Source organism: Thalassospira sp. MIT1004, from assembly GCF_001858545.1.
In the GTDB taxonomy this organism is placed as follows: Bacteria; Pseudomonadota; Alphaproteobacteria; order Rhodospirillales; family Thalassospiraceae; genus Thalassospira; species Thalassospira xiamenensis.
In genome coordinates this window covers 88,850-115,507 of the sequence record NZ_MCAO01000047.1, presented here as the reverse complement: position 1 = coordinate 115,507, position 26,658 = coordinate 88,850, and the positions used below count along the sequence as shown (strand labels likewise).

The following is a 26,658-nucleotide window of genomic DNA, read 5'->3' as shown; positions in this document are numbered from 1 at the left end:
CCTAAGCATGTGTTTTATTTAACTGACGGTCAATTAAATGATGATCCTTTGGGTTGTTTTTCTGGGTGCGCTATGAGTTAATTTGGTTTTGGGCCCATGCCGCTTCATTTTGATTTAGAGGCCCTGCCGGGTGATCCCAAGCGTGTGCGACGCCCTCAATGGTGGCCGGAAACCTAACGCGCCGGGCCTTGCCCCAGTTTGTGGTTTCGATATGCGGGGCGATGTCGTTTTCCGTTTCATTGGCGATGGATTGGGTTCGGGTCGGTTGTGCGGTCTGGCAAAGCAGGTGGGCGGTGCAGGCGAGCGAATGGCGGGCGGTGGTGATCTGGCCGGTCTGGCTGCGGAGTTGCAGGGCGTGGACGGTACTTGCCGCCATCAGATAGCCGGTGGCGTGGTCAAGAGCCTGAACGGGAAGGGGCGTTGGCTTTGGTGCATCGGCATGTTTCATGCCGAAATCGGCGATGCCGCAGCTCATTTGCACCAAACTATCAAAGCCGCGCCGCTTGGCCCACGGGCCGGTCCAGCCATAGGCGCAGAGTGTGACATCAATCAGGCCGGGATTGATGCGGCGAAGTTCGTCCGCGTCATAGCCAAGACCCGGCAGGGCATCGGGGCGGTAGCCATGCAGCAGGATATCAGCACCCGCCAGAAGGCTTTCAAATGTTTGGCGATCCTCGGCACTCTTGAGGTCAAGCCCGGCACAGCGTTTGCCAAGGGTGACTTCGGGGATCACCGCCCCCTCGTCCCAGTGGGGCGGGTCGATGCGCAGGACATCGGCGCCATAGGCCGCCAGAAACCGCCCGGCGACGGGTCCGGCCAGAACGCGGGTCAGGTCAAGCACGCGAATCCCGGCCAAGGGGCGGTCGGGCCGGATAACGTGGCGCGATTTGGTGAATGTGCCATGATCCTGCCAGCCGATCAGCGGTTCGGCCGCAATTGCCGCCCCCTGCGGGTGGGATTGCCAGTCACCCAGGCTTCGCATGGTGGCGGCACAGCCGCCCGCCGCAATGATTGCGGTTTCGAGGTCATCGGATTTCCAGTTCGCGACAATGGGGGCGAGGGCTTCGCGGTCGGTGTAATCGCCCAGAACCGACAGGGCAGCGGCGCGGTGATGCGGGGCGTTGGTGTGAAGCCGTATCCAGCCATCAGCGGTTTGATAGTCACCGGCAATCGCATCCCAGACCGGCGGCAATTCCCAGCCCATCGGGCGGATCGTCATATCGAACCATTTTGATGCCAGCCGTTGATTAATGGTGACGTCTGCCAGATCGCCAGTCGCCAAACCGCGATAGCGCGAGATCATGGCGGATGCGATGCCGATGGACGCGGTCGCAAGATCGGTGACGGCAAAGAAGGATTGCAGGGCGTCCGTGCCGGTGATTTTGATATCGGGCAGGGCGTTTGTGCCGCCCGGTAGATCAAGGGCATTTGCAATCGGGGTGATGAACGGGTTGGGCTTGTTGGTCATGGCGGTCATGCTGGTGGCTCCTTTTTCCGCATCGGTGGCGCGGGAGGGATAGATCACCCAAGGATCACGCGGGGCTGGACAAATCGTCAATCTTGATCAAGATAATCAATATGAAAAATCTTGATGACCCGATCAACGAAACGGCATTTTTCACGCTGTCGGCACAGGAAGTCTGTGCGGCGACCGGCATATCGCGTGATACGCTTTATGCCTATGTCAGCCGCGGGATCGTGCGCGCCATTGCCCATCCGGGGGATGCGCGCAAAAGCCTGTATGACCATCGCGATGTGCGCAAAATCATCGCGGGTAAAAAACGCGGCCGGTCACGGCAATCGGTGGCGGCATCGACGATTGACTGGGGCGAGCCCATTCTGGTGTCGAAAATCACCCGCATTGCCGATGGCCGGTTTTTCTATCGCGGCAGGGATGCGGTGGGGCTGGCGGAGACCATGACACTTGAAGATGCCGCGCTTCTTCTGGCGGGATTACGGGTCGATCAGGATCGGTGTTGTGCACCCGATTTCATCCCGGCCAATCACGCCACCCCGTTTGACCGGATGATTGCGATGATGGCGGGCGAGGTGACAAACCACCCCGCCGGGGATGGTCGCCCGGTGGCGGCGAAGCTGATGCGGCTTGCAGCCTCGGCGGCGGCAGGTGTGCGTGATGACGGTGAAAGTCCGATCCATGTGATGCTGGCGCGCGCGTGGTCAAAACGACCGGAGGCCATGGATTTGCTGCGCCGTGCACTTGTGCTGTGTGCCGATCATGAATTAAATGCGTCGGCCTATGCGGTGCGGGTGGCGGCATCGGCAGGCGCGAGTATCCCGGCGTCGTTGCTGGCGGGGTTGGCGACATTATCGGGCAGTCGGCATGGCGGGTTGACGCCGCGCTGCCGGGCATGGATGGACCGTGTGGAAAGGCGCAAGATTGATCCGGTGCAGGATGGTGTGCCGCCCGGTTTCGGGCATCCGCTTTATCCCGATGGCGATCCGCGCACGCGCGCGATCATGCAATCCTGCGGGCAGGTCGGTGATGCGTTCTGGGCACGGATTGCGGATCGGGTGACGGATGAAACCGGGCAATATCCCAGCCTTGATTTCGGGCTGGCGTTGCTGGAACGCCAGCTTGATCTTCCGAAAGGTGCCGGGCTTGGCATTTTTGCCGTCGGGCGGATGGCAGGCTGGATCGCGCATCTGTTCGAGCAGCGCCAAAGCGGGAAGATCATCCGGCCGCGGGCGGCTGTGGCCGGGTGAGGGGGCGGAGTTCTGCTGCGCTATGGAGCCTGTGGCGCGATGGACTCCCGCGTTCGCGGGAGTGACGATTGAGGGGCGGGAGTGACGTTTAAGGGGGATTGCCCGCAACAAATTCAGCAGCAAATATTGTCATTCCCGCGCAGGCGGGAATCCAGAGGGCAGGTCAGAAAGGGATGATTTCGACCAGCAGCAGGCGGCGCGCCATTTAAGGACAGGCAAGCCCGAGCGCGGGTCACGCGCGTGATCTGTATCACATCCTTAACTTGTGAAATCATGCCGTCCGGCTATCTTTCAGATCGACAGGATCGCGGAAGGTAAAGATGCAGGACCGGCAAACATTTTCCATTCATCATGGCATCGAAGATGGCCATATCGACAAGGCACTTGATCTTTTCTGGCAGGCGTTCCGCCAGAAACTTGCCCCGGTGTTGAAGCCGGAGGACAAGGCGTTGCAGTTCCTGAGACGGGTTGTTGATCCGGCACATGCGATCAGTGCGGTGTCGTCCGATGGTGATCTGCTTGGCATTGCCGGTTTCAAAACGCCCGCGGGGGCGTTTATTGGCGGGACGCTATCGGATATCTGCGCGATTTATGGCGCGTTGGGCGGACTGTGGCGCGGGGTTCTGATCGATATTCTTGAACGGGATCTGTCCGAGGGGGGTCTGTTGATGGACGGCATTTTTGTTGATCCTGATGCGCGCCGCAAAGGCGTTGGCACGGCACTTCTGGATGCGATTGCACGTGAAGCCCGGGCGCGCGATCTGGCGCAGGTGCGGCTTGACGTGATCGATACCAATCCGCGCGCCCGTGCCCTTTATGAACGATGCGGCTTTGTTGCGGGCGAGGTGCAGGAGCTTGGCCTGCTTCGTCATCTGTTCGGGTTTCGCACGGCAACGACGATGATGTTGCCGGTTTGATGCGGATTAAACACAAAACGCTTTAGCGCGCCGGGCTATGGGCTTTGCGTGATCTGTTTGATCCAGGTGGTGATGTGATCCATCGCGCCCGGGGCATAGGCATGGCGCCCCATCACGACAAAGGCCAGTTTGACGATGTCGGGCATCTGATCGGCAAGCTGATAATTAAACAGGCTTGCGCGCAGCAGCCCGTGCGTCGCATCGGGAAGGGTGATGACCCTGTTTGCACGATTGTTGGGCAGGGCAAGTTTGCGATAGATCGTTGCATTATAAGCCGCATCAACATTGAGGTCATCTTCGCCCCATATGGCAAGCAGGGGCGACGTGACTGTTTCAAGCGGCCCGGTGGCGTCTGATCCGATATTGCGTTTCACAAATTCATAGCGGTCCTGTGACATGACTTCCTGATCATGGGGGATGGCCAGATAGTCCTGATAGGTGCTATCGGGGCCAAAAATCCGGTTATCCATGTTGTGCGCAGTTTCGATGCGCATGGCGATTTCATCGGGCCGGGTGCCAAGGGCCGCGAGGCGCGTGCGCATGTAATAGGTGCCCTGATGCTGCCAATTGACCGCCGCCCCGATCAGGATGTGAAAGGCGGCATCGGGCAGGCGATTGGCGATATCGGGGATGACCCAGCCGGCCTGCGAAAACCCCAGAAAACCGATTTTGCGGTTTTCGTTGCCATCAAGGTTGCGAAGGGCGGCGAAGGCCGACATCGCCTCGTTGGCGCGATCATTTATGGATTGATCAAGCCAGTTGCCCGTGCTGTTGCCAATACCCGCTTTGTCCCAGCTATACACACCGATCCCGTCATCAAGCAGGCTGTTGATCAGCGGCAGGTAACCGTCATTTGAAAAGCGGTCCTGCGGTCCGTCGCCATGGATCAGAATGACAATCGGGGCGGTATTGGCCGCCGCACCATCGGGCAGGATCAGGGTGCCTGAAAGCCGGTTGCCGTGATCGTCAAATTCGACAAGGCGGATATTGCGGCCTTCAAGATCAAAATCGGCAAGCCCCGAAAGGGCAAAACCGCCGAAAATGACAATAACGATGATCAGGATCGCAAGCCCCGCGAAAAGGCGGTGGCGTTTTGACGTTTTTCCGGGCACGGGCGGGGCTCCGACGGGTTGGTGATGACGATGGATTGAGAGCGATCAGGACGATGTCATGAAACGGGTCAGAAGGGCCTGATTGGCGGCGTCAAACGTGACCCGGCCAAGGGCGACGCGGCCATCAAGTGCGTTTTTGACCGCATCAAAATCCGTATCGGAAAAACCGCCACAGGTTTCAATGACCTCTATCCCGTTTTGGGCAAAGTTTTGCGCCGCAACGATCAGGGCCGCGATATTTGACGCGGCAAAGATATGGGTGGTGAAGCCATCGCCGGGCAGGGTGGTTTGTGTGCCACGTACCGGGTATCCGTCGGCCTTGATCAGAAAGGCATAGTTTTTGATCGGCATGGGGCGGCCTGTCGTTTAATTAAAAGGGCGTTTAAGAAAAGAGACGTTTAAGAAAAGAGAAAGTGTTCCGGGAGCAGAGTTACGCGGATGCGTTTGCGCGTCAATCCTGCGATGCCCGAATGAGCCCAGCCCGAATGAAGCATGATCGGTCATGATGCCATCTGATGAACCTGTTCTGAATTATCCCGATCATCGCCGCCACGATATTCGTCCGCGCATGATTGCGGCCGAGATTTATCGCGGGTCGAGTTACGGGCCCAAACACCCCCTGTCGATCCCGCGGGTGTCGCTGGTGGTGGATATGGTGCATGCGATGGGTTGGGTCGATGGGGATAGTTACCTGACCGGGCCGGTGGCGACGCCGGCACAACTGGCGCGGTTTCACGATCCCGACTATATCGCCGCCGTGGCACAGGCCGAACGTGACCAGATGTTGCCCGATGACATGATGGTCAGATACGGGTTGGGTAAAAACGGCAATCCGATCTATCCGGAAATTTTCCGGCGTCCGGCGACGGCGGCCGGATCATCGATCATGGCGGCCCGGCTGATTGCCGATGGCGGAATCATCCATCATCCGGCAGGGGGCACGCATCATGGATTGCGTGATCGGGCATCGGGGTTTTGCTACTTCAATGACCCGGTTCTGGGCATTCTTGAACTGCTCGATTCGGGGATGGATCGGGTGCTTTACCTTGATATTGATGCCCATCACGGGGATGGTGTGCAGATTGCCTTTGCCGATGATGACCGTGTTTTGACGGTTTCGATGCATGAAGAAGGGTTATGGCCGCGCACCGGGACGATTGATGATGTCGCCGGGGGAATGGCGCGGAACCTGCCGATGCCAAGTGGCATGCATGATGACGAGATGCGTTATGTCCTTCATGAATATTTCATGCCGCTTGCGCAGAAGTTCTCACCACAAGCCATTGTTTTGCAATGTGGATGTGATATATTAGCAGAAGATCCATTATCCAGACAGATGCTTGGCAATCAGGCCATTTGGGACGTGGTCGGGGCCATGATCAAAATGGCACCCAGGTGTCTGGTACTGGGGGGCGGAGGATATAACCCTTATGGGGTTGCGCGCTGTTGGTCCGGGGTGTGGGCGGTTGTAAACGAAATCGAAATACCACCTGTGTTAACCATCACAGCGGAAAATATCCTGCGTGCCGTAAAATGGACGCATAGCCGTGGAAAGCAGCCGGACGAAAAAATGCTGACCAGCATTAAAGATCCGTGGCGCGGCGGGGACATACGTGACGAAGTCAGGACACGCGTCCAAAGACTGAAGGGGTATGGGTTATGAAGTCGTTCATTCAAATGACCTTGGTCGTTTGCTTTATCAGTGCTGCCGTGATGGCGGGGCTGAATGCAAAGGCAACAGGGTTTGAACGATCGCGCCTGCTGGTGGATGGCAAGGTTTTCAATGTTGAAATGGCGGTAACGCCCGATGAACGGTCCCGCGGATTGATGTTCCGCACCGAAATGGCCGAAGATGCCGGGATGCTGTTTGATTTTGGCCGCGCCAGCGACATTTCAATGTGGATGAAGAATACCTTCATCTCGCTTGATATGCTGTTTATCGACAAGAATGGCGTGATTGTCGGGATTGAAAAACGCACGGTGCCGAAATCCGAAACCATCATTCCGGGGCCAAAGCCGGTGCGCTTTGTTCTGGAACTTAATGGCGGTTCGGCCGACCGGTTGGGATTTGAAGTTGGCGAGAAGGTCGAGGGGCTGCCGCGCTAAGACATAGTAACAGCAATCGTGACAGGCCCGTTGCGGCCACGCGATCCTCAATCAGCAATAGCAAGGCCGCGGATGATTTCTGCGGCCTTTGGTTTTTGGCCTGCATTTTATTTCCGATCCGGGCAAAAAACGCATAATGCGGTCTTGCCCGTGCGGAATTATGGTGCTAAATCCACATCCGCGTCGGGGAGTAGCGCAGTCTGGTAGCGTACCTGCTTTGGGAGCAGGGGGTCGCGAGTTCGAATCTCGCCTTCCCGACCATTTTTCCCTTTTGCCATACGGACACGTTTTCATGTGTCGGCAAAAGGTGTAAAAGATGACGAGACAGCGGGTGTTAGAGAGCCCCGCATTCATGTCATCTTATCCGACGGTCAAGACGAGGGTCCCGATGAAGGTCCGTGTTTACAAACCTGCCAAAAACGCCATGCAGTCCGGTCGTGCGGCGACCAAACACTGGGTGATGGAATTTGAACCGGGTGCAAAGAAGGTTGCTGATCAGCTTATGGGCTGGATCGGTTCGACCGATACCCGTGGCCAGGTGCGCATGTATTTCGATACCCTTGAGGAAGCACAGGCATTTGCCGCCCGTCACAAGCTGATTGCCGATATCGAACAGCCGAAATCGCGCGTCCGCCGGGTGCAGGCCTATGCCGACAACTTCGCGTTCAAACGCGTCGTCTGATCTTTCGGCCATCAAGGCGGTCGATCACCATCATCGGGGCGGTTTCCGCCCCGTTCGTCTGACAGAAGACGTTAAAGACTGAAAAGATATCATGCCGGGCAGGCGTCCAATGCTTTGCCCCGGGGCACCAACCGGCCCCCACAGCGGTCCCTTAGCTCAACTGGATAGAGCAACAGACTTCTAATCTGTAGGTTGCAGGTTCGAGTCCTGCAGGGATCGCCATTATTTCTATATGTTTCCCAATTAATTAACCGCTAAGCTTGGACTAACCAATTTTGAGGTTAGACACTCAGTGCGATTGATCAACTTGGATTAATTTGTCTATTCCGATACGATAGCGGGTTTGATCTTCTCCCCGAAGACAATAGCGTTTTCGTTGGGGAAGCTTTAGCATGTCTGCGTGGACGAGGACAATTGCGAGCCTGCTTCACAAAACATCTTAACGTATGAAGACGGTATTGAACCCGCCACCCCCGCCTATGCGGGGTGGCGGTATGGCTGACGCTTCTTTGTCAAATTCCATAATCACGCCAGCGCCGCAATCGCTTCATGATGAAGAACCAAATGGGACCGACTATCAGAAGCCACCACAGGGAACCGAGGGACTTTGCGCCGCACCCTGCTTTTTGAAAGATGTTCGGTTCATTCGTCCCAAAGGAATTGTTTCTGGAATAACCGAGGATGCTACTTGAGTTTTGGAGTCCGAGTTCAAGGCTATCTGGATTAAGGCAGGCGTCGTAGGTTGTTGTGGTGCTGAAGTATGCTGAGAGCAAGATTGTGGCAAGAGTCACAAGGTAGATTGTCCAGTATGTAAAGTCTCTGTTCATCTGGGCTTTTCCAAGAAGTTGCTGTGTTCGTGTTCTGGTTAGGTTGTCGGGGCAAATCTCCCGATACTAAAATCGTCGCACAGAACAAATCGGAAATGTTGTTTTTTTTGAAGTAACTACGTCTTGCATTAAGTTTCCGAGAGCTCATTGAGGGGTCTCGGCGCGTGGTGGCCGACATGACGCGGCTTTCCGATCGCCATCGCTGCTAGTTCGCCATTTTGATGCAACTGGCTGCGAGCGTGATTTTGGAGGCCGCGAATAAAAAACAAATAGAAAGGGGCAGCTCCGTTTTTGATGGGGGCCGATTTCAACTACATGATTTTGGGGAAGCTTAATGAATTTCCGACAGTATTTTACTGAAAAAATGCGTTTCAATAGCTTTAAGGTTGTTGCTCAGTATTGCGAGCAGCATTCTTAGGACGTCCGGATTGTCAACTTTGATGCCTGTGAAATCGCCAGAACTGTTGTAAACGCCAGAAATGCTGTTGTTCGCTTCGTGAAGATAGGGGATTATCCCGCAAAGTGTTTCCAGCTCATGAGAAAGTTCCGGTGGAAGGGGGCTTGGAAACCGAGCTGCTTTGTCTACGAGTTTGATGATCGCCTCAAGGTTGACGTCCGCACCCAAAATGATTCTGTCTCCGTAGTCTTTTGTCAGCATTTGTTCGGTTTTCTTCTGTGCCTTCCACAAATCGCTCATGTGGTTGGCCTGAAAAATGTACTCGTTCCGGTTTTCCGTCGCTCGTCGGTGATCGGTTGCAGCCTTGTAGGCGAGCCAACCGCCTGCGAGCCCAAGAGCGCCAGCAACCAACGTTTCACCTGTCCAATCGACCCAGCCATTGCGGGCGAGAACACCAATCGTAAATCCCCCGATTGTCGTGCTAATCAGCGGAATGACATCCTCAAGCTTGCGCAGATTCATGTCTTAGTTCCCATCCACGGTCCATGTTTCCAGATCGTCATAATCGACGCCAAGGATGCCGGCCAGTTTGGCTTGCAGTTTGCGCGAGGCATTCTTTTTGCCGGTTTCGATCATGCTGATATAGTTGGTTGAAACGTCTGCCCGTTCGGCGAGTTGCGGTTGGGTCATGTCGCGATGTTCGCGGTAAACCTTGACCGGGTTTTCCCCGTTGGAAAGGCGTTTGACGATCTCGAACGGGAAACTCTCATCGTCTTTGACTTCACCGGCAAGGCGGATCAGTTCCGCGTCCTCGGCGGCTTCGCTGTCGGCGAGGACGCTGGCGGCTTCGCGGGGGAATGCGGCCTTGAAGTCATCAAAGGCCATCACAACGGAAACCGGGTTCATCTGTGCATCGCGCACGACATGCCAGCGCGTGTTGTGTCCGGTGTGTTTGGTTTCGGTGCCCATGGTGCTGTGTTCCTGTTTGGTGGCGTTGGCGTGCCGGGCCGGTCTAGTAGACCGAACCCCGTGGCGCGATGCGTTCGATATTCAGGATCACGCCATCCTGATCAAAGATCACCCGGTATTCGCCAACCCGCATCCGGTGGAAGTTGCTACCGGTCAGGGGTTTGATATCGAGATCAGTGCGGGCCGGGTTTTCTGCCAGCTTTTCAATCGCGTCAAGGATGCGCTGGCGCGTCTTTGGCTGAATGCGTTTCAGCTCTTTGCTTGCCTGCTTTTTGATTTCGATTTTCAGCATCGTCCGCCTTGTTGTGAGGCAACTATATATAACTAATAGTTTTGCATTCGGCAAATAAAAATCGAACAAAACAAAACTTTTTGTTTGATCTGTCAGTGCGATGGCCAAGAAGCCCAAAACCAGCAAAGCTACTTTGATGCTTGGCGGAAATATCAGTAATACGGCGTTTGAACGGGTTATCGCGCAGCGAGGTAGCGGCCCGGGCGGTGGTTGAGTGCGATGATCAGGTTGAGCACGACCGCACCAAGGATCGAGAGCAGGACCTTGTCAAACGGCAGGGTCAGGAAGGCGCAGGCGAGGATGACCAGATCGACGGTGAGCTGGAAATAGCCCGCGCGGATGCCGAAATGTTCTTGCAGATACAGGGCAAGGATATTGATCCCGCCCAAGCCGGCACGGTGGCGAAACAGCATCAGAAGGCCGATCCCCATCAGCGCACCGCCAGCAATCGCGGCGAAGATCGGGTTGAGCATCGAGAAATCGATCCACATCGGCATCAGTTTTGAAAACAGCGAGACAAGCCCGACCGCGATGAAGGTCTTGATCGTGAAAGCAAGCCCCATGCGTTTGAAGGCCAGCCCGTAAAAGGGCAGATTGATCGCAAAGAAGATCACGCCAAACCCGATGCCGGTGGCATGTTCGATCAGAAGGGCCGCGCCCGCCGTGCTGCCGGTGACCAGCACGCTTTCGCTATAGAGCATCACACCGAGCGATACGACCATGGTGCCGAGCAGAAGGGCCAGCACATCCTCGTACAGGCGGTGGCCGAGATCGGGTTTGGTGGTTTCGGCGGTGTGGGTTGTGGTGCTGGTCATGAAGGAATCGCCGGTTACGGATTGAACAGGCTATCAAATTACGCTTTTCGCATGTGCGAAACAAGCCGGGGGTGGATAGCGAGGGCAATATGATGGTTTTTGGCAGGGCGGGGGGATTTAACGCAAAAGACCGGCCTGTCGGGGGCCGGTCTTGATGGTTTTATGCGTTATGCCGCTGGTTCAGGCGGCCTGATCCCATTCGGGGGCGAATTCCGGGTCGATCAGGCGGCCGTCGGGCCGGGCGAGTTCGTTGATGTCGGCGATGTCGGAATCCGAGAGTTCGAAATCAAAGATATCGAAATTGGCCTTGGCGTTTTTGGGCGAGCCGGATTTGGGGATCGCCATGACGCCATCCTGTTGCAGCAGCCAGCGCAAGGTGACCTGTGCCGGTGATTTGCCATAGGCCTTGCCGATGGCAACCAGCGTTTCGTCATTCATCACCTTGGCACGTGCCAGCGGGCAATAGGCGGTCAGCAGCATGTCATGGCTGCGCACGCATTCAAGCACCTTGGACTGGTCAAGATAGGGGTGATATTCGACCTGATTGACGGCAAGGGGAAGGTTGCTGTGGCCGACGGCGCGTTCGATCAGGGCGGTCGGGAAGTTGGAAATCCCGATCAGGTGCGTCATGCCGAGGTTTTTGACCTCGTTCAGCGCCGCGATGGTTTCGCGCAGCGGAATGTCATCATTGGGCCAATGGAGCAGCAAAAGATCGACATGGTCGAGATCAAGCTTGCGCAGGCTTTCGACCACGGAGGTTTGCAGATCGCCGCTTTGGAAATTGTCGGCCCAGATTTTGGTGGTGAGGAAGTAGTCATCACGTGAAAGGCCGGATGCCTTGAGCCCGCGGCCAACCCCTTCCTCGTTATGATACATCTGGGCGGTATCGAAATGGCGGTAACCGATCTTGGCGGCTTCGGCCACCATATGTTCAGCACTTGCGTTATCGAGCTCGTATGTTCCAAAGCCAAGTGCGGGGATTTTCGTACCCTGCCAGTTCCGGAAAATCATGATGTTCTACCCCCTTCGATTTGATTTGATTGATTGTTTTGAGAGTTTCGGAAAACTGAGGACAGCTTTGCCAACCTGCGCCAGATTTAGTGCAGCGCAACAGCAGCGCAACCTGTACGGTTGGATGGTGGATGCTGTCCTTCGGTTTGGCGAGGGGATAGAATGCCGATGAAAAACGGCAAGAAAAAGGGCGATCACCACATGTGGGATCGCCCGAAGTTCAGGACTTAGAGTGAGGCTGTATCAAGCCAAGACCCAATCTGATCCAATTTCGGGTTGAATGCCTTGATGTGGCTCAAATGCCGAAAGATTTCAGGTGTTCTCAGTCGTTTCCGAGACGGCGGCATTCAGGTGATAGAGCGATTCCCGGATCACCTGCGGGCCGAGATCCTTGGTGATGAAGACGATTTTTGATCGGCGATCCTCGTCAGGCCATGCGGGCAGGGTGGCGGGCGGATGAAAAACATGCTGCACGGCATGGATCGCAACCGGGTTGCTTTCACCCACCAGATTCAGGATGCCCTTGACGCGCAAAAGGCTTTCGCCGCGCATCTGGGTGAAGATTTCCGCCCAGGTGACAAACGCATCCCAATGCAGCGGTTCGTCAAAGGTGATGCAGAAGGACCGGATATGGTCGTCATGCCGGTTGACGTCATGGGAATGCGCGTGGTGGTGGTGATCATGGCCGTGATCGTGGTCATGATGGTCATGCGCGTGATCATGCCCGTCGTGGTGATCGTCGCCGTGCTGTTCATACGCCTCGTCGCGCAGCCATTTCTGCACATCCATGCTTTTGGTCGCCGGGTCATACAGTCCGGCATTGAACAGCTTAGCCGGGTCAATATCGCCCATGGTGACGGCATGGATCGGGGCGGCCGGGTTAAGCTGCCGCAGGCGGGTTTCAAGGCGTTCGCGCGTTTCGGCGTTGGCCAGATCGGATTTGGTGATCAGGATGCGGTCGGCAACGGCGGATTGCTTTACACTTTCGGGATGGTCATCAAGCTGCCCCGCGCCATGCAGGGCATCGACGGTAGTGACCACGCTATCAAGGCGGAATTTGGCCGTCAGCAACGGATCGGTCATCAGGGTATGCAGGATCGGGGCCGGGTCGGCCAAGCCGGTGGTTTCGATGATGACCCGGTCGAATTCCGGTACCTCGCCACGGGTGCGTTTGACAAACAGATCGCGCAAGCCCGAAATCAGATCGCCGCGCACCGAACAGCAGATGCAGCCGGAATTCAGCAGCACGACATCCTCGGACACCTCGCGCACCAGAAGGTGATCAAGCCCGATTTCGCCAAATTCATTGATCAGAACGGCGGTTTTTGCCATGCCGTCCTGTGCGAGAAGGGCGTTTAGAAGCGTTGTTTTGCCACTGCCAAGGAAGCCGGTGATGACGGTGGTGGCAACGCGGTCAAACTGTTCGTCGGAAATCGCCATGTCTGATGCTTACTTTTTGCCGTAAAGGTCTTCGACGGCGATTTCGGGTTGGGAAATCACCACTTCCTCGCCATCGCGAGCGGCGAAATAGAAACAGTTGCGACGCCCGGTGTGGCAGGCAACGCCAAGCTGATCGACCTGTATCAGAACCGTGTCCTGATCGCAGTCATAGCGGAAATCGATCAGTTTCTGCACCTGGCCGGAGCTTTCACCCTTGCGCCAGAGCTTGCCGCGCGAGCGCGAGTAATAGCAGACCCGGCCGGTTTCAAGCGTTTCGATCACCGCATCGCGGTTCATCCAGGCCATCATCAGAACCTCGCCGCTGTCATGCTGCTGGGCGATTGCCGGGATCAGGCCGCTTTCATTGAATTTCAGTTTGTCGGCAATATTCGCATTCTGGGCATTGGCGGCTTTTGTGGTCTCGGTCATCGAAAGCTCCGGTCGATGGTTGTTGACTTTTCGCGGCAGTCGCGTCAAGAAATGATATATTATAACATATCACCCTGTGCCATGGCTTTTTGCAGATTAATGCAAAAGGCCCGGCGTGACCTCGGATGTGAGACATGACCGATCTTTTCCCGAAAAAGGGCCACGATCACGACAGATGTATCGATAGCGCAATCGCGCAGGCAGAGAAAGTCTGCGAGGCGGAAAATGCGCGTTTTACCGATATGCGCCGCAAGGTGTTCAGCCTGATCTGGCAATCGCACAAGGCGGTTACCGCCTATGAGCTGCTTGATGCGCTGCAGGCTGAAGGGCAGCGGGTGCAGCCGCCCACCGTGTATCGGGCGCTGGAATTCCTGACCGACCTTGGGCTGGTGCATCGTATTGAGTCGCTTAATGCCTATTTCGGGTGTGATCAGCCTGATTGCGATCATCTGGGGCAGTATTTCATTTGCACCCGATGTGGCCGGGTTGCCGAAACGGTGGATGAGGATGTGAGCATCGCGGTTCGAAAGGCGGCAAGGCAGGTCGGATTTAAAATCGAAGCCACCACTGTTGAAATCAAGGGCCTGTGCCATGACTGCACCACTCATTGAGGGGCGGGGGCTGATCCTTTCGTTTGGCAGTGAACGGGTGCTTGATAACGTGTCGCTTTCGATCATGGCGGGCGAGATCATGACCCTGATCGGGCCGAACGGGGCGGGTAAATCCACACTGGTCAAGACGCTTCTGGGGCTTCAGCGCGCCGATCAGGGCGAAGTCATCCGCAAACCGGGTCTTCGCATCGGCTATGTGCCCCAAAAGCTTGCGATTGATCAGGTTTTGCCGATGACGGTGAAGCGGTTCCTGACACTCACCCGTTCCGCATCGCGCAGCGACTGCCAGAAGGTTCTGGAACAGGTCGGTGCCAGCCATGTGATCGATACTCAGATGAGCAGCCTTTCGGGGGGCGAGACGCAGCGCGTGATGCTGGCGCGGACCTTGTTGCTGCGCCCGGAATTGCTGGTGCTTGACGAGCCGACCCAAGGGGTTGATGTGACCGGGCAGGCAGAACTTTACCGCCTGATCGATGATATCCGGGCCGAGCTTAATTGTGCGGTTTTGATGATTTCGCATGATCTGCATCTGGTGATGGCAAAAACCGATCAGGTGGTGTGCTTTAACCGGCATGTCTGTTGTTCCGGGATCCCTGAAACCGTGCGCCAGCATCCTGAATACCGGTCGTTGTTTGGCAATCAGGCGGCGGATGCGATTGGCATTTATACCCATGCGCATGATCACGAACATGACCTTGCCGGGCATATTGTTGATGGCGGGCATGATCATCATCATGGTCATGGGCACGTACATGGACCGGGTTGCGCGCATGGACATCATCATGAAGAAGAAATCGACGAAAAAGATCGGATATGGCGGCCGGAATGATGGATGATTTTCTGACCCGTGCCGTGATCGGCGGAATTTTGCTGGCATTTGTCTGCGGGCCGTTCGGGGCATTTATCGTCTGGCGACGGATGGCGTTTTTTGGCGATACGCTGGCGCATTCGGCGTTGCTGGGCGTTGCACTTGGACTTTTGATGGGGGTGGATGTCCGGATCGGGATGATTGCCACCTGCCTTGCCGCAGCCCTTATCCTTGCCATCGGGCAACGCCAAAGCCGCCTTGGCAGCGATACGGTTCTGGGGATGCTGGCGCATTCGACACTGGCGCTAGGCATGGTCGCCCTTGCCTTTGTGCAGGGGATTGCGGTTGATCTGATGGCCTATCTGTTTGGCGATATTCTGGCGGTCAATGTTACCGATATCTGGCTTTTGGGGCTGGGCGGTGGATTGGCACTGGCGGTTCTTGTCTGGATGTGGCGGCCGTTGCTGGCACTGACCGTCAGCCCGGAAATTGCCGCAGCCGAAAGCATTCCTGTCGAACGGCTGCGTCTGGTTTTCATGCTGCTGATGGCGCTTGTGATTGGCATGGCGATCAAGATTGTCGGGGTTCTTCTGATCACGGCCCTTTTGATTGTGCCGGCGGCCAGTGCCAGGTTTTTTGCCAGAACACCCGAACAGATGGCGATTGGTGCGGCCCTGTTTGGGGCGGCGTCGGTTATGGCCGGGATCAGTCTTTCATGGCATGTCGATAGCCCGGCCGGGCCAAGCATCGTGATTTCGGCGGCGGGGTTGTTCCTGCTGGTCGGGATGGCATCCCCCGTGATTCGCCGTTTGCGGGGATAACCCGGTATCGGTAATGTTTGGATTGCGCGCTAAGCGTGCTCGAAAACGCGCAGTTTTAAATGAAACAGGGACGGACACTATGCGGGTGATCAGGGTTGCGATTGCGGGTTTTGGGGGCGTTGGCCGCGCCACGGCCAACCTGCTTTTGGCACGGCGGGAGCATTACCGCAGCGTTTATGATGCAGATGTCCGTCTGGTGGCGGTGTGTGGATCGCGTTCGGGGCTGTTTGATGCAAATGGGCTTAACGCTGATCAGTTTGATGCGCTGGAGCCGGGCCTGAGCGGGCCGGACTTTATCAGCACGTCCGGGGCAGATGTCCTGATTGAAGCCGGGCCCAGCGATTTCCGCACGGGTGGTCCGGGGTTTGCCTATATTCACTCGTCCTTGTCCCTCGGTCGGGACACAATTGTGATTTCCAAGGGCGCGCTGGTCCATAGCGGGCGGGAATTGCGCGATCTGGCGAAGGCATCGGGGGCGATTTTAAAGCTGAGCGGCGCAAGTGCCGCGGCCCTGCCGACCATTGATCTTGTGGAACATAGTCTGACCGGGTGCCGGGTTTTGAGTGTCGAGGGTATTTTGAATGCCACGACCAATTTCCTGCTGGATGCGATGGTTTCGAAAGGTGTGGGCTTTGACGCCGCCCTGAAAGAGGCGCAAAAAGGCGGCTTTGCCGAGGCTGATACGCGCAACGATACCGAAGGCTGGGACACGGCATGCAAGCTGTTGCTTCTTGCCAATTTCGGACTGGGGGCGGAGCTTGCGATGGACGACCTTGTTGTCGAGGGCATTCACGGCGTGACCGCAGAGCGGATTGATGCGTGGCGGGCGCAGCGGCTTGTTCCGAAACTTGTCGGCCGTCTGGAATGTGCGGATAATGGGACGATTTCTGCGCGTGTCGGCGTCAGGGCCTATCCGAATTCCGATCCTTTGGCGCAGGTCAGCGGCAAGAACAAGGCAATCCGGATCACCACCGATGCCATGGGCGAGACAATCGCCATCGGATGCGGTGAAGAGCCGCTGGCGACGGCGGCCGCAGCCCTAAAGGATTTCGAGCATATCCTGAAAGCCAGAGTGGCCTGATCTGATATCACATTATGATTGCGGTTTTCGATTTTGCTATCATATAATGATAGCATGCAGGGCAAGCACAGAAAAACCTTGATTGCAGTTTTTACCAATCCGGTATCCGCCAGTATTGAATGGCGGGCAATCGAGGCTTTGCTGAAAGCCACCGGTGCAAATGTGATTGAAGGTAGCGGATCGCGGGTCCGGTTTGAAAAGGATGGCGAAATCGCCACTTTCCATCGACCGCATCCGGCCAAAGAAGCCAAGCGGTATCAGGTGCGCGATGCGCGTGATTTTCTGATCCGCACAGGAGTAACGCCATGAATGCAATGACTTACAAAGGTTATATGGCGCGTGTCGAATTTGATTCCGATGACGAGATTTTCGTCGGCCATATTGCCGGTATTCGGGATCGTGTCGGATTTCATGCCGATACGGTTGCGGATTTGAAGGAAGCCTTTTACGAGGCGGTAGACGATTATCTTGAGACCTGTACCAAGACGGGCAAGACGCCGCAAAAACCTTATTCCGGCAAGATGATGTTGCGGGTCAGTCCCGATATTCACCGGAAGGCAGCGATTGCCGCAGAACTGGCGGGTAAAAGCCTTAACCAGTGGAGCGAGGAAATCATCGAAAAGGCGGTCAAACGCAAGGAGCCTTCGACCGCCTGATATTCGTTCCGGGCCGGAAATCGCGGCAGCGGAAAGCATTCCGGCGGCCTGGGCGCGGTTTTTTGCCAGAACGCCCGAGCAGATGGCAATTGGTGCGGCCCTGTTCGGGGCGGCATCGGTCATGGCGGGGATCAGCCTTTCGTGGCATATCGACAGCCCGGCCGGGCCCAGCATCGTGATTTCGGCTGCGGGGCTGTTTGTCCTGAGCGCGATGATGGTTCCCATTCTGCGCCGTTTCCAGGCGTGCTGGGGTGATCAGTCAGGGATAAAATAACGTAGAACGAGCATCTTGCGCCCAAACGGAGCTCGTCATGGAAGACGCAACCAATTCACCGCAGCAACCCGGTTCAATTCGCGCGATCAGGAGGGATGGATTTTTTGCGGTTATTCCACCTGCTGCGCGCTGGTTCGGGTTGATGGGCGCCATACCTTTCATGGTGCTCTCATTTGGGGGCGAGTTCTTATCGCCAGCTCATCAGTCTTATGCGCAGTTTTCGTTGATGGCTTACGGGGCGGTGATTCTTTCCTTTTTGGGTGGTGTGCACTGGGGAAGAACGATTGTATCTCCAGAGCATGGCCGACTTGAGGATAAAACCTTGTGGGTGCCGCTTGCGATCAGTGTGACCCCGTCGCTATTCGGGTGGGGTGCGTTGCTAGTGCCAGGATTTATCGCGCTGCCGATCCTGGCGGCGAGTTTTGCCGCAATGCTTCTGGTTGATCTGTTTATGGTCAGGATCGGTTCTTTGCCGGAATGGTATGGCAATTTGCGTGTGATTCTTTCGGCGGTGGTTGTGGCCTCTTTGCTTTTTGCGTGGGTATAGGATTCTTCTGCAAAAAGGGCGCCGAAATAATTCTGGCGCCCTTTTGCGTTTGACTGCGGGATATCTTAGTCTTTTGCCAGACGGGCAAGACCTGCTTCCAGATCGGCGATCAGGTCGTCGGTGTCTTCGAGGCCGACATGAAGTCGGATCAGTTGGCCGTCTTCGTCCCATTTGGTCGCGGTGCGGATGTTTTTCGGATCGGACGGCAGGATCAGGCTTTCGAAGCCACCCCAGCTAAATCCCATGCCAAACAGGTCCATATGATCGACCATATTGGCAAGCTGCGGCTTTGTGACCGGTTTCAGGATAAAGGAAAACAGGCCCGATGCGCCGGTGAAGTCGCGTTTCCAGATGGCATGGCCCGGATCATCGGGCAGGGCCGGGTGCAGGACACGTTTGACTTCAGAGCGGGTTTGCAGCCATTGGGCGACTTTCAGGCCGCTTTCATGATGCTGGCGCAGGCGCACGCCAAGGGTGCGAAGCCCGCGTTGTGCCAGATAGCAATCATCGGGACCAACCGCATCGCCCGATATGATGATCTGTTTTTTAATCGTCAGAAGGTCTTCTTCGGTGGCGGTGGTGATCGTGCCCAGCATGACGTCGGAATGACCGACGATGTATTTTGTGCCGGCCTGTACCGATACATCAACCCCCATGTCAAATGGACGGCACAGCATCGGCGATGCCCAGGTGTTATCGAGCAATACCTTGACACCGCGTGCACGGGCCGCCGCCGAAATCGCCGGGATATCCTGCATTTCGAAGGTTAGAGAGCCCGGGCTTTCGCACCAGACAAGGGCGGTATTGTCGCGAATGAGCCCCGCGATATCGCCGCCGATGGCCGGATCGTAATATTCGGTTTCAACGCCAAAGCGTTTCAGAAACGTGTTGCACAGATTGCGCGTCGGGTAATAGGTGCTGTCGGTCACCAGAATATGATCGCCCGGTTTGACAAAGGCGAGGATCGCATTGGTGATTGCCGCCACCCCGGATGATACGCATAGGGTGCCAAAGCCGCCTTCAAGCTCGGCCACGGCTTCTTCAAGCAGGAAGCGTGTCGGGGTTCCGTGCCGCCCATAGGTCACCTTGCCCGGTGCGGATGAGCCGGCCTTTTCAAGGTCGGCCAGGCTTTCAAACAGGATGGTCGATGCATGAAGAACCGGCGGGTTGACCACGCCGTGATATTCGCTGGATCGGCGACCGGCATGGACCAGTTGGGTTGCGGGCTTTTGGGGGCGGTGACCTGACATGGGTGGCTTTTCTCCTTGGATGCGTCGGGGGTGACGATGCGACGACGCGCGGGGCCTTGAATTTCTTCTATAACTCAAAGCATTTCAGATCATCGGGTTCAAGGTTTTTTCACCGCAAAGAGTTGTGAAACCGGCATTTTGCGATATTTCAAGCCTTATGCCTCGCGTCCGGTTCCGGGCCGCGTTACAACAGGTAAAGCCCGTTTAACACTATCCGACTTGCAGGAGGCCCCGTGCTTGAACTTCAGGATTTTCGCGCCGCGCGTCGTGCCATTTCCGATCACATGCGCCTGACGCCGGTATTTGCCGCCGGTATTTATGGCGACAAGTCGGTTTTTCCCGACCGGGATCATATTCCGGATTTGTATCTGAAGCTTGAAAACATGCAGATATCGGGTTCGTTCAAGGCACGCGGCGCGATGAATGCCGCCCTTGCCCTTGATGAAGACAAACGCGCCGTGGGCCTTTGTACCGCATCGGGTGGCAATCATGGCATGGGGGTGATCAACGCGGCCCGTGTGCTGGGAGTTCCGGTCAAGATATTCCTGCCAACCAATACGCCAAAGCCCAAGGTCGAAAAGCTGCGCAAGCAGGGCGTTGACGTCGCATTGACTGGGGCGGTCTGGGATGATGCCAACCGGGCGGCGATGGATCATGCGCGTGAAAGCGGCATGGCCTATATCCATCCCTTTGCCGATCCAAAGGTGATTGCAGGGCAGGGTACGATTGCGCTTGAGATGCTTGAACAGCAGGCCGACCTTGATACGCTGGTGGTGGCGATTGGCGGTGGCGGGCTTATTTCAGGGGTGGCGACAGCGGCCAAGCTTTTGCGACCATCGATCCGGGTGATCGGCGTCGAGCCGACTGGTGCCCCGACCTTGTTCGAGAGCCTCAAGCATAACGAGGTCGCGACATTGCCAAGTGTCAATACCGCGGCAACCAGTCTGGCACCGCGTCAGTCATCGGCGTTGAATGTCGATCTGATTGGCAGGAATGTTGATCGGATCGTTCTGGTCAGTGATGATGAAATGCGCGATGCGGCGCGCTGGCTTTGGCGGGAATTGGGAATTGCGGTTGAGCTTTCGGCGGCTGCCGGGATTGCCGCAGTGGCTTCTGACCGGCTGGGTGTTGAAAACCCCGGCAAGATCGGGGTCGTGATTTGCGGTACCGGTTCGGACGGGATGGCGTGATCAAATAAAAAAGGACGAAACCGCTGGGCTTCGTCCTTTTTTAAACCAAACGCCATCCGAAAAACGGATGGCGTGGAAACTTGTAGCGTCGCAAACCGCCAAAGAGCCAAAGCCCTCCGGTGCGGAATTACATCTTCGGCTCTACCACCTGACGACCACGGTACATACCGGTGTTCGGATCAATGTGGTGCGGGCGATGCAGTTCGCCGGTTTCTTTGTCTTCGCGGTACGAGCCCTTGGCGAGCTTGTCATGCGAGCGACGCATGCCCTGACGGGACTTGGTCACTTTTTTCTTTGGCACTGCCATGGGTCATCATCCTCTGGCTTGGGTAAACTCAGGCGCGCTTGTTAACGTGCGCGGTCGGGAAAGTCAACGATCAAAGTGCCGGAATTTTCATTTTCCTGCGACCTTTCGGCTTTTTTGCCGTGATCGGCACCGGCATCATGATCAACATGATGGTCGATGGCCGGGATCAGGCCGGTATCACGTGGATCGTCAACAATATCTGTTCGCTGGTCGTATACACCAAAGCCTGCCTTCTGGTAAGCCCCCAAAGCACTTGGATGATCGAGCGAACATGTATTGACTGTTATGCGTTGCGGTTTAAGGCCCCAGGCGGTGTCAATCGCCCAGTTCAGAAGGTATTTGCCATACCCCTTGCCGATGAAATCGGGGATCAGGCCCATATAATGCAGGTCGATCACGCCGTTTTCTTCAAGATCGGTCAGGTCAAGTTCGGCAAACCCGGCCGGGACGCCGCCGACATATAAAACGTAAACGTGGGTTTCGGGGCGGGCCAGAATTTCGGCAAGTTCGTCATCACCCATCAGGCGGCGGAACCACCACAGCCACGGTTCGCCGACCGTATCATAAAGGTAGCGATAAAAGGACAGGGTGGGATTTTCGGCGCGCACGATGGCGACCTTGCCCGGCGGGATGGTTGCCGCAGGGCGATCTGGCGGATCAAGCATTTCAAGGAAGGTGATGACGACTTCCAGCTTGCGCGGGTTGGATGCACTCATGACTTCAGCCTTTTTCGCATAACCACAAAATCGGTGCCGATTTCAGATATTTGCGTGTTGGTTCGTGGGAAAGTTTCGACAATTTCATAACCGAGCTTGCGATAAAAATCATGCACTGCCGGGTCTGTGACGGTGACCTTGTTTACAGCAAGGCCGGTGGCGGCAAGGATATCCTCGGCCAGGGCCAAAAGACCCGATCCAAGGCCGGTGCCGCGCGCATCGTTGGCCACGGCAAGATAATGAACCCAGCCACTTTCACCGTCATGACCGGCCATGATTGTGCCGATGATTGTAGCGTCTTTTGCCGATCGTGCCAAAATCACGCTGCCACGCCCGGAATTCAGGCATGTGGCGAGATCACGACCGGCATCGTGGTCCGGTCCGGTCAGTCCGGATTTATGCCAAAGGGTGCCGATGGCGGCGATGTCGTGCGCGGTCGGGGATTGCAGTCTTTCAAGAAAAACGCCCGGATCCTTGGCTTTGTCGCCTGTGCCGGCCGCGTCATATCGGGCGGCATCGGCGGGGGACAGGGTCGGGGAGCCGGGCGTTTTCATATCTTTTGTGCGCCGTATTATGCCGGGCCTTTGTCAACCGGGCTTCCTTCGGTGCTTGCCCATTCGGCCCAGGAGCCGTCATAAACCGCGACTTCCTTTTTGCCAGCAAGATAGGCACCAAGGGCGAGCACGCAGGCGGTCACGCCCGAGCCGCAGGATGTGACAACCGATTTATCCAGATTGACGCCTGCATCGTGGAAAGCGGTGCGAATGGCATCGGCATCCTTGAAGGTGCCGTCAGCATTCAGGAGTCTGTCAAATGGCAGATTCCGGGAGCCTGGGACATGGCCAGCCTTGCCCCAGGGTTCGTCGGCATCGCCGGTGAAGCGTTCGGTTGCGCGGGCATCGACAAGCTGTTCGCGTTTGCTTTTGACGTTTGCCAGCACCTGATCATATTCGCGCAAAAGGAAACTGTTGGCGCGCGCGGTGAAATGGCGTTCGCGCGGCGGGGTTGGAGCATCGGTCACCGGGCGGTTTTCCGCCAGCCATTTCGGCAGACCACCATCAAGCACGGCGACATCGTGATGCCCGAAATGGCGCAGCATCCACCATACCCGGCAGGCGGCAAGGGCCGATCCGGTTTGGCCGTAAACCACGATGCGGACACCGTCGCCAAGGCCAAGCTTGCGGACCTTGGCCGAAAACTTGATCGCGTCGGGCATCATGTGGGGAAGCGGTGCGCTATCATCAGCGGCGATTTCGTCGATATCGAAGAATACCGCGCCCGGAATGTGCTGCGCGTTATAAATCTCGCGCGCATTTTTGTTCTGGGCGGGCATGTACCAGCTCGCATCGACGACGCGAACGTCGGGTGCATCAAGGTGATCCGCAAGCCACTGGGTGGAGACCAGTGCGTCGGAAGTTGGGTTGGTCATCAAAGAGACTCCGGTTTGCAATGGTGGGTATTGCGCGATCCGGGGCGTTTCCGCAGATCTGTAACGTCAAATTCAAATGTTTCTTGTTTTAATTTCTATCCGTCCTGAAAGCGCATGGCAATATCCCGACTGAATTCGGGGATATGCCGATTGCGCGTTTCCGGGGAATTCATTCATCAAAGACGATATTGATGCGGCGGTTCTGGCGGCCTTTCTTTTCGATCTTGGCAACCAGAACCCTGCCGATTTCGGCCGTACTTTTGACATGCGTACCGCCGCAGGGCTGATAATCGATCCCCTCGATTGTGACGGTGCGGATGCTGTTGCCATCCATCGGCGGTTGCACCGACATGGTGCGGACCAGTTCGGGGTTGGCTTTAAGTTCGGCCACGCTGATTTCACCGTCATAAACCTCGGCATTGCTTGCGATCAGCTCGTTCAGTCTTGTGGTCAGCTCATCCTTGTCAGGCGCTTCGTCGGGCAGGTTGAAATCAAGCCGCGCCTTGTGGGCGGCGATATTGCCACCTGTGACGTCGCCTTCGACAATTGCACACAGCAAATGCAGGCAGGTGTGAAAGCGCATCAGGCGGTGGCGGGTTTCCCAATCCAGTTCGGCCGTGATGATATCGCCGATTGCTGGCAGGTCATGCCCCTCGGCGATGATATGCAGGATTTTGCCGCTGTCGCGGTCCTTGATCGTGGTTGCGACCGGTATTTCACGGCCATCGGCGGTTTTGAAAATCCCGACATCGCCGGTCTGGCCACCTGCGGTGGCGTAAAACACGGTCTGGTCCAGTTCGATGCCGCGGTCGGAAATCGACATGATTTTGGCGTCACAGTTCTGGCGATAGGCATCTTCGCGAAACAAAAGGCGGGTCACAGACTCCTCCATGCTTGGTGGCGATCAGATCATGCGACCGTCAGATTGCCGCCAAAATCGGGGAGGCGGCGAACGTGCCCTTGACGGGGCGGGGTAAGGTTACGGTGACGGTCCTGTCTGAAATCTTGCAGTGAAATCATGGTGCTGCGCGAAGGCTTGGTTTGTCGAGGAGTTTTTGTGAATGTGATATTTGTATAAAGTGATACATAATTTCGGGATTAATGTTGATAAATGTACGAAATGTATGGTATCCCCTTGGCCCAAATTGGGGGTGAAAGAAACTTGGCTGCTGTTATTCATGTCAAATTGACGGGCGAAGGTGATTTCGGACCGGTGGATCTCGAATGTGCGATCCCGCCTGCGCGCCTGCCTTTGGTGATGGCGGCCCTGTTTGGTTCTCCTACCAGTTTGCGGGCGGGGGCGGCGCAAGGGAGTGGTGCGGTTGATCATGGGGCAGCTTCTTCTTCGGGGGCTTCGATGTCGCCTGCTATGTCGGCTGCCACGTCCTCTACCATGTCATCTGCGGCATCATCTCCGTTTGTGCCATCTTCGTCATTCGGGCCTGGTGGCTCTTTGCGGGAGATGCCTGCTGGCGGGCAATTCCCTTTAACGGCGCGATCGGATCGATCCGGCACGGCTCTTTCTCCGGCCCGGTCGGCTATTGCGGGCGAGGCTGAATCTGGACCGGAAAACATACCGGGGCAGGTGGCCGCGCAGGCGACAGGGCGCGATTTCGGTGGGGCCGGTCTGCTTGGCGAAGGTACTGCGGATGCGATTGATCCTGCGAACTTCCTGATTGGATATATCGGCAATCTGGGCGATCTGATTGCCCTGCTGCAGCCACGTGGATTTGCCGAAACCATCCTGATTGCGGCGATCTGGCTGCATTACCGTGATGGGCGGAGCTTTGTGACGCGTGACGATATCCGGCGGTTGCTGCGGCGGCAGGAACATCTGCGCATGCCCCGGAATTTTGGTCGTGATTTTCATACCGCAATCACGCGGGGCTATATCGAACCGGTCGACGAGGATGGGGGATTTGCCGCGACCGGAACCGGGTATCAGTGGTTTCGTGACGCCTGTATTAAATGATACAAAAATCCGATAAAGTGGTTGACGTTATGTATTGATAATGTATCATTATTGACGTGGGACAAGAAAACAGGCGGGGACAAAATGCGGGAATGGGAAGTACGGACAAGCTGCAGGGTCTGGCGTGGGCGATATGTGATCCGTGGGGGCGTTGATCGCATCGCCAGTGATATCGTCAGCCTGCAGCAAAGCCGTTTTCCGGGGATTGAAACCGGCAAGGTTTCTCTTCGGGTGGTGACAATGGCAGTGATGGCGGTTCTGGCCGAGGAATGCTGCGAAGACGGCGTGACGGCAGCGGAACTTTCGTTTTTGCTGACCACATGCCTTGGTCGACCGATTTCGCCGACCCGGATCGAACGCGAAATGGAAACGCTTTCGGGGCTGGTCTGGTCCGGGCCGTGGGGGGCGGAAACGCTTTATGTTCTTGAAAAGCGCGGTCTTCGCTTTTTTGAAAGCGCGCGCATGATGGCGATGAACGACACCGACGCCAAAAACGAGGATTTGACAGAATATACAGGCGCGGAGGAAGGCGGGGTTTTGCCGAAGATCGATCCGTCGATTACGGCAAGCCCCGCCCCACACGCCCGGTACCGGGTGGTGGGATAAACCGCCATTATCTGGCTGATAATCAACACCCGCCTAACGGCTTTGCCCGGGCGGGTGTTTTGCTGTGTGCAGCATTGAACTGGTGCCCCGGTGGGCTGTTCACAGCAACTGCATCTGCCGGTTGGCATTCGGGCGGACAAAGCTGCTGCAATCAGGCTTGACCTGACAGCATAAGGTACGTAATGATTTAAAGATGGAAAACATTGTTACACATCAGAACGCCTATTTTACGTCGTGCACATAGCGCGGCGCCTGTTGATGTGTTTGTAAATTAAACCAAGACCGGCTGCCCCAGGGCGGCCTTTGTTTTTTCCATAAACCGGTTTGCCCGAGGTGGCCCCACCAACAAGGAAACCGGAAAATGACCCATATCTCCCTTGCGGATCGCATGCCGACACTTGATTTCACACCCAATGCCCTGAAAGACGGGGTCGGTGTGGTGCCGCTTATTCTGATGGCGGGGTTTGCCGATACCATTGCGGCAGCGAGCGCGCTGGTCGCAAATGGTGCTGTCATGATCGAGGACAAACAGATTGTGGATCCTGATCATCATATCCTCAGTTACGCGTTTGATGATGGCGAGGTATTGCGCCTTACCGTTGGCGGCCAAAGGACAATGCTGATCCGTCGTGCGGAGTGATTGGGGCGGATTGATCGGGTTGATGTGCG

The 26,658-nt window shown here is 56.3% G+C and carries 33 protein-coding genes and 2 tRNA genes; 19 read left to right on the top strand and 16 right to left on the bottom strand.

The genetic code is table 11. The features are described 5' to 3' along the window. Window positions 1-70: 70 nt before the first annotated feature. Window positions 71-1,477, bottom strand: a complete 1,407-nt coding sequence (locus BC440_RS21645; RefSeq protein ID WP_071241357.1) for a CoA transferase — start codon at window positions 1,475-1,477, stop codon at window positions 71-73. 101 nt (window positions 1,478-1,578) lie between these two features. Between BC440_RS21645 and BC440_RS21640 the strand changes: the two genes are divergently transcribed. Next, on the top strand, window positions 1,579-2,724 hold the full coding sequence (locus tag BC440_RS21640) for a citrate/2-methylcitrate synthase (protein WP_071241356.1): 1,146 nt from the start codon (window positions 1,579-1,581) through the stop codon (window positions 2,722-2,724). A 320-nt stretch (window positions 2,725-3,044) separates the two neighbouring features. Continuing rightward, window positions 3,045-3,641: a GNAT family N-acetyltransferase gene (locus BC440_RS21635; RefSeq protein ID WP_071241355.1), complete on the top strand. Its 597-nt coding sequence runs from the start codon at window positions 3,045-3,047 to the stop codon at window positions 3,639-3,641. A 35-nt stretch (window positions 3,642-3,676) separates the two neighbouring features. Here the strand turns inward: BC440_RS21635 and BC440_RS21630 are convergent, their stop codons facing one another. Beyond that, on the bottom strand, window positions 3,677-4,753 hold the full coding sequence (locus BC440_RS21630; protein WP_071241354.1) for an alpha/beta hydrolase: 1,077 nt from the start codon (window positions 4,751-4,753) through the stop codon (window positions 3,677-3,679). Window positions 4,754-4,798: 45 nt separating this feature from the next. After that, a complete protein-coding gene (locus tag BC440_RS21625; protein WP_007090046.1) occupies window positions 4,799-5,104 on the bottom strand; it encodes a DUF6506 family protein in 306 nt (101 codons plus the stop codon). Between the two features lie 151 nt (window positions 5,105-5,255). Here BC440_RS21625 and BC440_RS21620 point away from each other — a divergent pair, with 151 nt between their 5' ends. The 5 genes from BC440_RS21620 (at window position 5,256) to BC440_RS21600 (ending at window position 7,763) form a co-directional block, all read left to right on the top strand. After that, the gene (locus BC440_RS21620; RefSeq protein ID WP_071241353.1) at window positions 5,256-6,416 is read left to right on the top strand and encodes an acetoin utilization protein AcuC; all 1,161 of its coding nucleotides are present in this window, start codon (window positions 5,256-5,258) and stop codon (window positions 6,414-6,416) included. Then, the gene (locus BC440_RS21615; RefSeq protein ID WP_007090044.1) at window positions 6,413-6,859 is read left to right on the top strand and encodes a DUF192 domain-containing protein; all 447 of its coding nucleotides are present in this window, start codon (window positions 6,413-6,415) and stop codon (window positions 6,857-6,859) included. Before BC440_RS21620 ends, BC440_RS21615 begins: the two co-directional genes overlap by 4 nt. A 184-nt stretch (window positions 6,860-7,043) precedes the next feature. Next, window positions 7,044-7,120, top strand: a tRNA-Pro gene (locus tag BC440_RS21610). Between the two features lie 127 nt (window positions 7,121-7,247). Then, window positions 7,248-7,541 (top strand): ETC complex I subunit, encoded by a 294-nt coding sequence (locus BC440_RS21605; RefSeq protein WP_062951849.1) that lies wholly within the window; start codon window positions 7,248-7,250, stop codon window positions 7,539-7,541. A gap of 145 nt (window positions 7,542-7,686) precedes the next feature. Continuing rightward, a tRNA-Arg gene (locus BC440_RS21600) sits at window positions 7,687-7,763 on the top strand. Window positions 7,764-8,699: 936 nt separating this feature from the next. Here BC440_RS21600 and BC440_RS21590 read toward each other — a convergent pair. From BC440_RS21590 to hisI, 7 genes are all read right to left on the bottom strand, one after another. After that, complete coding sequence (locus BC440_RS21590) at window positions 8,700-9,287, bottom strand: hypothetical protein (RefSeq protein ID WP_071241351.1); 588 nt, start codon at window positions 9,285-9,287, stop codon at window positions 8,700-8,702. A gap of 3 nt (window positions 9,288-9,290) precedes the next feature. After that, entirely contained in the window at window positions 9,291-9,734 is a 444-nt protein-coding gene (locus BC440_RS21585; protein ID WP_083379472.1) for a helix-turn-helix transcriptional regulator, read from the bottom strand. A gap of 43 nt (window positions 9,735-9,777) precedes the next feature. After that, window positions 9,778-10,026 carry a type II toxin-antitoxin system RelE/ParE family toxin gene (locus BC440_RS21580; RefSeq protein ID WP_071241350.1) on the bottom strand — a complete coding sequence of 83 codons (249 nt, stop codon included), beginning with the start codon at window positions 10,024-10,026 and terminating at the stop codon, window positions 9,778-9,780. Window positions 10,027-10,202: 176 nt separating this feature from the next. Then, entirely contained in the window at window positions 10,203-10,841 is a 639-nt protein-coding gene (locus tag BC440_RS21575; RefSeq protein WP_071241349.1) for a YitT family protein, read from the bottom strand. Window positions 10,842-11,021: 180 nt separating this feature from the next. After that, on the bottom strand, window positions 11,022-11,852 hold the full coding sequence (locus tag BC440_RS21570; RefSeq protein WP_071241348.1) for an aldo/keto reductase: 831 nt from the start codon (window positions 11,850-11,852) through the stop codon (window positions 11,022-11,024). Window positions 11,853-12,164: 312 nt separating this feature from the next. Further along, window positions 12,165-13,292: a GTP-binding protein gene (locus BC440_RS21565; RefSeq protein ID WP_071241347.1), complete on the bottom strand. Its 1,128-nt coding sequence runs from the start codon at window positions 13,290-13,292 to the stop codon at window positions 12,165-12,167. Between the two features lie 9 nt (window positions 13,293-13,301). Next, window positions 13,302-13,721: a phosphoribosyl-AMP cyclohydrolase gene (gene hisI / locus BC440_RS21560; protein ID WP_071241346.1), complete on the bottom strand. Its 420-nt coding sequence runs from the start codon at window positions 13,719-13,721 to the stop codon at window positions 13,302-13,304. A 134-nt stretch (window positions 13,722-13,855) separates the two neighbouring features. Between hisI and BC440_RS21555 the strand changes: the two genes are divergently transcribed. The 8 genes from BC440_RS21555 (at window position 13,856) to BC440_RS21520 (ending at window position 18,519) form a co-directional block, all read left to right on the top strand. After that, window positions 13,856-14,332, top strand: coding sequence for a Fur family transcriptional regulator (locus BC440_RS21555; RefSeq protein ID WP_051682109.1), 477 nt, complete (start codon window positions 13,856-13,858; stop codon window positions 14,330-14,332). Continuing rightward, entirely contained in the window at window positions 14,313-15,161 is an 849-nt protein-coding gene (znuC, locus tag BC440_RS21550; RefSeq protein ID WP_071241345.1) for a zinc ABC transporter ATP-binding protein ZnuC, read from the top strand. Before BC440_RS21555 ends, znuC begins: the two co-directional genes overlap by 20 nt. Further along, entirely contained in the window at window positions 15,158-15,961 is an 804-nt protein-coding gene (locus BC440_RS21545) for a metal ABC transporter permease (RefSeq protein ID WP_247643639.1), read from the top strand. Before znuC ends, BC440_RS21545 begins: the two co-directional genes overlap by 4 nt. Window positions 15,962-16,040: 79 nt before the next feature. After that, window positions 16,041-17,042: a homoserine dehydrogenase gene (locus tag BC440_RS21540; protein WP_071241344.1), complete on the top strand. Its 1,002-nt coding sequence runs from the start codon at window positions 16,041-16,043 to the stop codon at window positions 17,040-17,042. 78 nt (window positions 17,043-17,120) lie between these two features. Then, complete coding sequence (locus tag BC440_RS21535) at window positions 17,121-17,351, top strand: type II toxin-antitoxin system HicA family toxin (RefSeq protein WP_244205018.1); 231 nt, start codon at window positions 17,121-17,123, stop codon at window positions 17,349-17,351. Beyond that, a complete protein-coding gene (locus BC440_RS21530) occupies window positions 17,348-17,698 on the top strand; it encodes a type II toxin-antitoxin system HicB family antitoxin (protein WP_037992300.1) in 351 nt (116 codons plus the stop codon). The genes BC440_RS21535 and BC440_RS21530 overlap by 4 nt, the downstream gene beginning before the upstream one ends. After that, window positions 17,607-17,972: a metal ABC transporter permease gene (locus tag BC440_RS23660; protein ID WP_278371964.1), complete on the top strand. Its 366-nt coding sequence runs from the start codon at window positions 17,607-17,609 to the stop codon at window positions 17,970-17,972. Before BC440_RS21530 ends, BC440_RS23660 begins: the two co-directional genes overlap by 92 nt. 37 nt (window positions 17,973-18,009) lie before the next feature. Then, window positions 18,010-18,519 carry a DUF3429 domain-containing protein gene (locus BC440_RS21520; protein WP_071241342.1) on the top strand — a complete coding sequence of 170 codons (510 nt, stop codon included), beginning with the start codon at window positions 18,010-18,012 and terminating at the stop codon, window positions 18,517-18,519. A gap of 65 nt (window positions 18,520-18,584) precedes the next feature. On the opposite strand, the gene metC is transcribed toward BC440_RS21520, so the two are convergent. Beyond that, window positions 18,585-19,769 carry a cystathionine beta-lyase gene (gene metC, locus BC440_RS21515; protein ID WP_071241341.1) on the bottom strand — a complete coding sequence of 395 codons (1,185 nt, stop codon included), beginning with the start codon at window positions 19,767-19,769 and terminating at the stop codon, window positions 18,585-18,587. A gap of 233 nt (window positions 19,770-20,002) precedes the next feature. On the opposite strand from metC, the gene BC440_RS21510 reads away from it, so the two are divergent. After that, window positions 20,003-20,959 (top strand): threonine/serine dehydratase, encoded by a 957-nt coding sequence (locus BC440_RS21510; protein WP_071241340.1) that lies wholly within the window; start codon window positions 20,003-20,005, stop codon window positions 20,957-20,959. A gap of 127 nt (window positions 20,960-21,086) precedes the next feature. Here BC440_RS21510 and rpmF read toward each other — a convergent pair whose 3' ends face one another. The 5 genes from rpmF to BC440_RS21485 form a co-directional block, all read right to left on the bottom strand. Then, window positions 21,087-21,266, bottom strand: coding sequence for a 50S ribosomal protein L32 (gene rpmF, locus BC440_RS21505; protein WP_007090029.1), 180 nt, complete (start codon window positions 21,264-21,266; stop codon window positions 21,087-21,089). A gap of 41 nt (window positions 21,267-21,307) precedes the next feature. Continuing rightward, a complete protein-coding gene (locus BC440_RS21500) occupies window positions 21,308-21,982 on the bottom strand; it encodes a GNAT family N-acetyltransferase (RefSeq protein ID WP_007090028.1) in 675 nt (224 codons plus the stop codon). After that, window positions 21,979-22,536, bottom strand: coding sequence for a GNAT family N-acetyltransferase (locus BC440_RS21495; protein WP_071241339.1), 558 nt, complete (start codon window positions 22,534-22,536; stop codon window positions 21,979-21,981). The genes BC440_RS21500 and BC440_RS21495 overlap by 4 nt, the downstream gene beginning before the upstream one ends. Window positions 22,537-22,553: 17 nt before the next feature. Beyond that, complete coding sequence (locus BC440_RS21490; RefSeq protein ID WP_071241338.1) at window positions 22,554-23,411, bottom strand: sulfurtransferase; 858 nt, start codon at window positions 23,409-23,411, stop codon at window positions 22,554-22,556. A gap of 169 nt (window positions 23,412-23,580) precedes the next feature. Next, on the bottom strand, window positions 23,581-24,291 hold the full coding sequence (locus BC440_RS21485; RefSeq protein WP_083379470.1) for an alanyl-tRNA editing protein: 711 nt from the start codon (window positions 24,289-24,291) through the stop codon (window positions 23,581-23,583). 282 nt (window positions 24,292-24,573) lie between these two features. Here BC440_RS21485 and BC440_RS23020 point away from each other — a divergent pair, with 282 nt between their 5' ends. The 3 genes from BC440_RS23020 (at window position 24,574) to BC440_RS21465 (ending at window position 26,629) form a co-directional block, all read left to right on the top strand. Further along, on the top strand, window positions 24,574-25,383 hold the full coding sequence (locus BC440_RS23020) for a hypothetical protein (protein ID WP_139192170.1): 810 nt from the start codon (window positions 24,574-24,576) through the stop codon (window positions 25,381-25,383). An 84-nt stretch (window positions 25,384-25,467) separates the two neighbouring features. Further along, entirely contained in the window at window positions 25,468-25,989 is a 522-nt protein-coding gene (locus tag BC440_RS21470) for a hypothetical protein (RefSeq protein WP_071241334.1), read from the top strand. Window positions 25,990-26,350: 361 nt separating this feature from the next. Next, complete coding sequence (locus BC440_RS21465) at window positions 26,351-26,629, top strand: tyrosyl-tRNA synthetase (protein ID WP_071241333.1); 279 nt, start codon at window positions 26,351-26,353, stop codon at window positions 26,627-26,629. Window positions 26,630-26,658 lie beyond the last annotated feature (29 nt).

Coding starts and splice junctions, on each gene's coding strand:
- BC440_RS21470 (WP_071241334.1), top strand. CDS start 25,468: ATGCGGGAATGGGAAGTACGGACAAGCTGCAGGGTCTGGCGTGGGCGA.
- metC (WP_071241341.1), bottom strand. CDS start 19,769: ATGTCAGGTCACCGCCCCCAAAAGCCCGCAACCCAACTGGTCCATGCC.
- BC440_RS21635 (WP_071241355.1), top strand. CDS start 3,045: ATGCAGGACCGGCAAACATTTTCCATTCATCATGGCATCGAAGATGGC.
- BC440_RS21580 (WP_071241350.1), bottom strand. CDS start 10,026: ATGCTGAAAATCGAAATCAAAAAGCAGGCAAGCAAAGAGCTGAAACGC.
- BC440_RS21625 (WP_007090046.1), bottom strand. CDS start 5,104: ATGCCGATCAAAAACTATGCCTTTCTGATCAAGGCCGACGGATACCCG.
- BC440_RS21585 (WP_083379472.1), bottom strand. CDS start 9,734: ATGGGCACCGAAACCAAACACACCGGACACAACACGCGCTGGCATGTC.
- BC440_RS21495 (WP_071241339.1), bottom strand. CDS start 22,536: ATGAAAACGCCCGGCTCCCCGACCCTGTCCCCCGCCGATGCCGCCCGA.
- BC440_RS21615 (WP_007090044.1), top strand. CDS start 6,413: ATGAAGTCGTTCATTCAAATGACCTTGGTCGTTTGCTTTATCAGTGCT.
- BC440_RS21530 (WP_037992300.1), top strand. CDS start 17,348: ATGAATGCAATGACTTACAAAGGTTATATGGCGCGTGTCGAATTTGAT.
- BC440_RS21555 (WP_051682109.1), top strand. CDS start 13,856: ATGACCGATCTTTTCCCGAAAAAGGGCCACGATCACGACAGATGTATC.
- znuC (WP_071241345.1), top strand. CDS start 14,313: ATGACTGCACCACTCATTGAGGGGCGGGGGCTGATCCTTTCGTTTGGC.
- BC440_RS21465 (WP_071241333.1), top strand. CDS start 26,351: ATGACCCATATCTCCCTTGCGGATCGCATGCCGACACTTGATTTCACA.
- BC440_RS21605 (WP_062951849.1), top strand. CDS start 7,248: ATGAAGGTCCGTGTTTACAAACCTGCCAAAAACGCCATGCAGTCCGGT.
- hisI (WP_071241346.1), bottom strand. CDS start 13,721: ATGACCGAGACCACAAAAGCCGCCAATGCCCAGAATGCGAATATTGCC.
- BC440_RS21590 (WP_071241351.1), bottom strand. CDS start 9,287: ATGAATCTGCGCAAGCTTGAGGATGTCATTCCGCTGATTAGCACGACA.
- BC440_RS21620 (WP_071241353.1), top strand. CDS start 5,256: ATGATGCCATCTGATGAACCTGTTCTGAATTATCCCGATCATCGCCGC.
- BC440_RS21520 (WP_071241342.1), top strand. CDS start 18,010: ATGGAAGACGCAACCAATTCACCGCAGCAACCCGGTTCAATTCGCGCG.
- rpmF (WP_007090029.1), bottom strand. CDS start 21,266: ATGGCAGTGCCAAAGAAAAAAGTGACCAAGTCCCGTCAGGGCATGCGT.
- BC440_RS21575 (WP_071241349.1), bottom strand. CDS start 10,841: ATGACCAGCACCACAACCCACACCGCCGAAACCACCAAACCCGATCTC.
- BC440_RS21540 (WP_071241344.1), top strand. CDS start 16,041: ATGCGGGTGATCAGGGTTGCGATTGCGGGTTTTGGGGGCGTTGGCCGC.
- BC440_RS21545 (WP_247643639.1), top strand. CDS start 15,158: ATGATGGATGATTTTCTGACCCGTGCCGTGATCGGCGGAATTTTGCTG.
- BC440_RS21570 (WP_071241348.1), bottom strand. CDS start 11,852: ATGATTTTCCGGAACTGGCAGGGTACGAAAATCCCCGCACTTGGCTTT.
- BC440_RS21645 (WP_071241357.1), bottom strand. CDS start 1,477: ATGACCGCCATGACCAACAAGCCCAACCCGTTCATCACCCCGATTGCA.
- BC440_RS21640 (WP_071241356.1), top strand. CDS start 1,579: ATGAAAAATCTTGATGACCCGATCAACGAAACGGCATTTTTCACGCTG.
- BC440_RS21500 (WP_007090028.1), bottom strand. CDS start 21,982: ATGAGTGCATCCAACCCGCGCAAGCTGGAAGTCGTCATCACCTTCCTT.
- BC440_RS21565 (WP_071241347.1), bottom strand. CDS start 13,292: ATGGCGATTTCCGACGAACAGTTTGACCGCGTTGCCACCACCGTCATC.
- BC440_RS21490 (WP_071241338.1), bottom strand. CDS start 23,411: ATGACCAACCCAACTTCCGACGCACTGGTCTCCACCCAGTGGCTTGCG.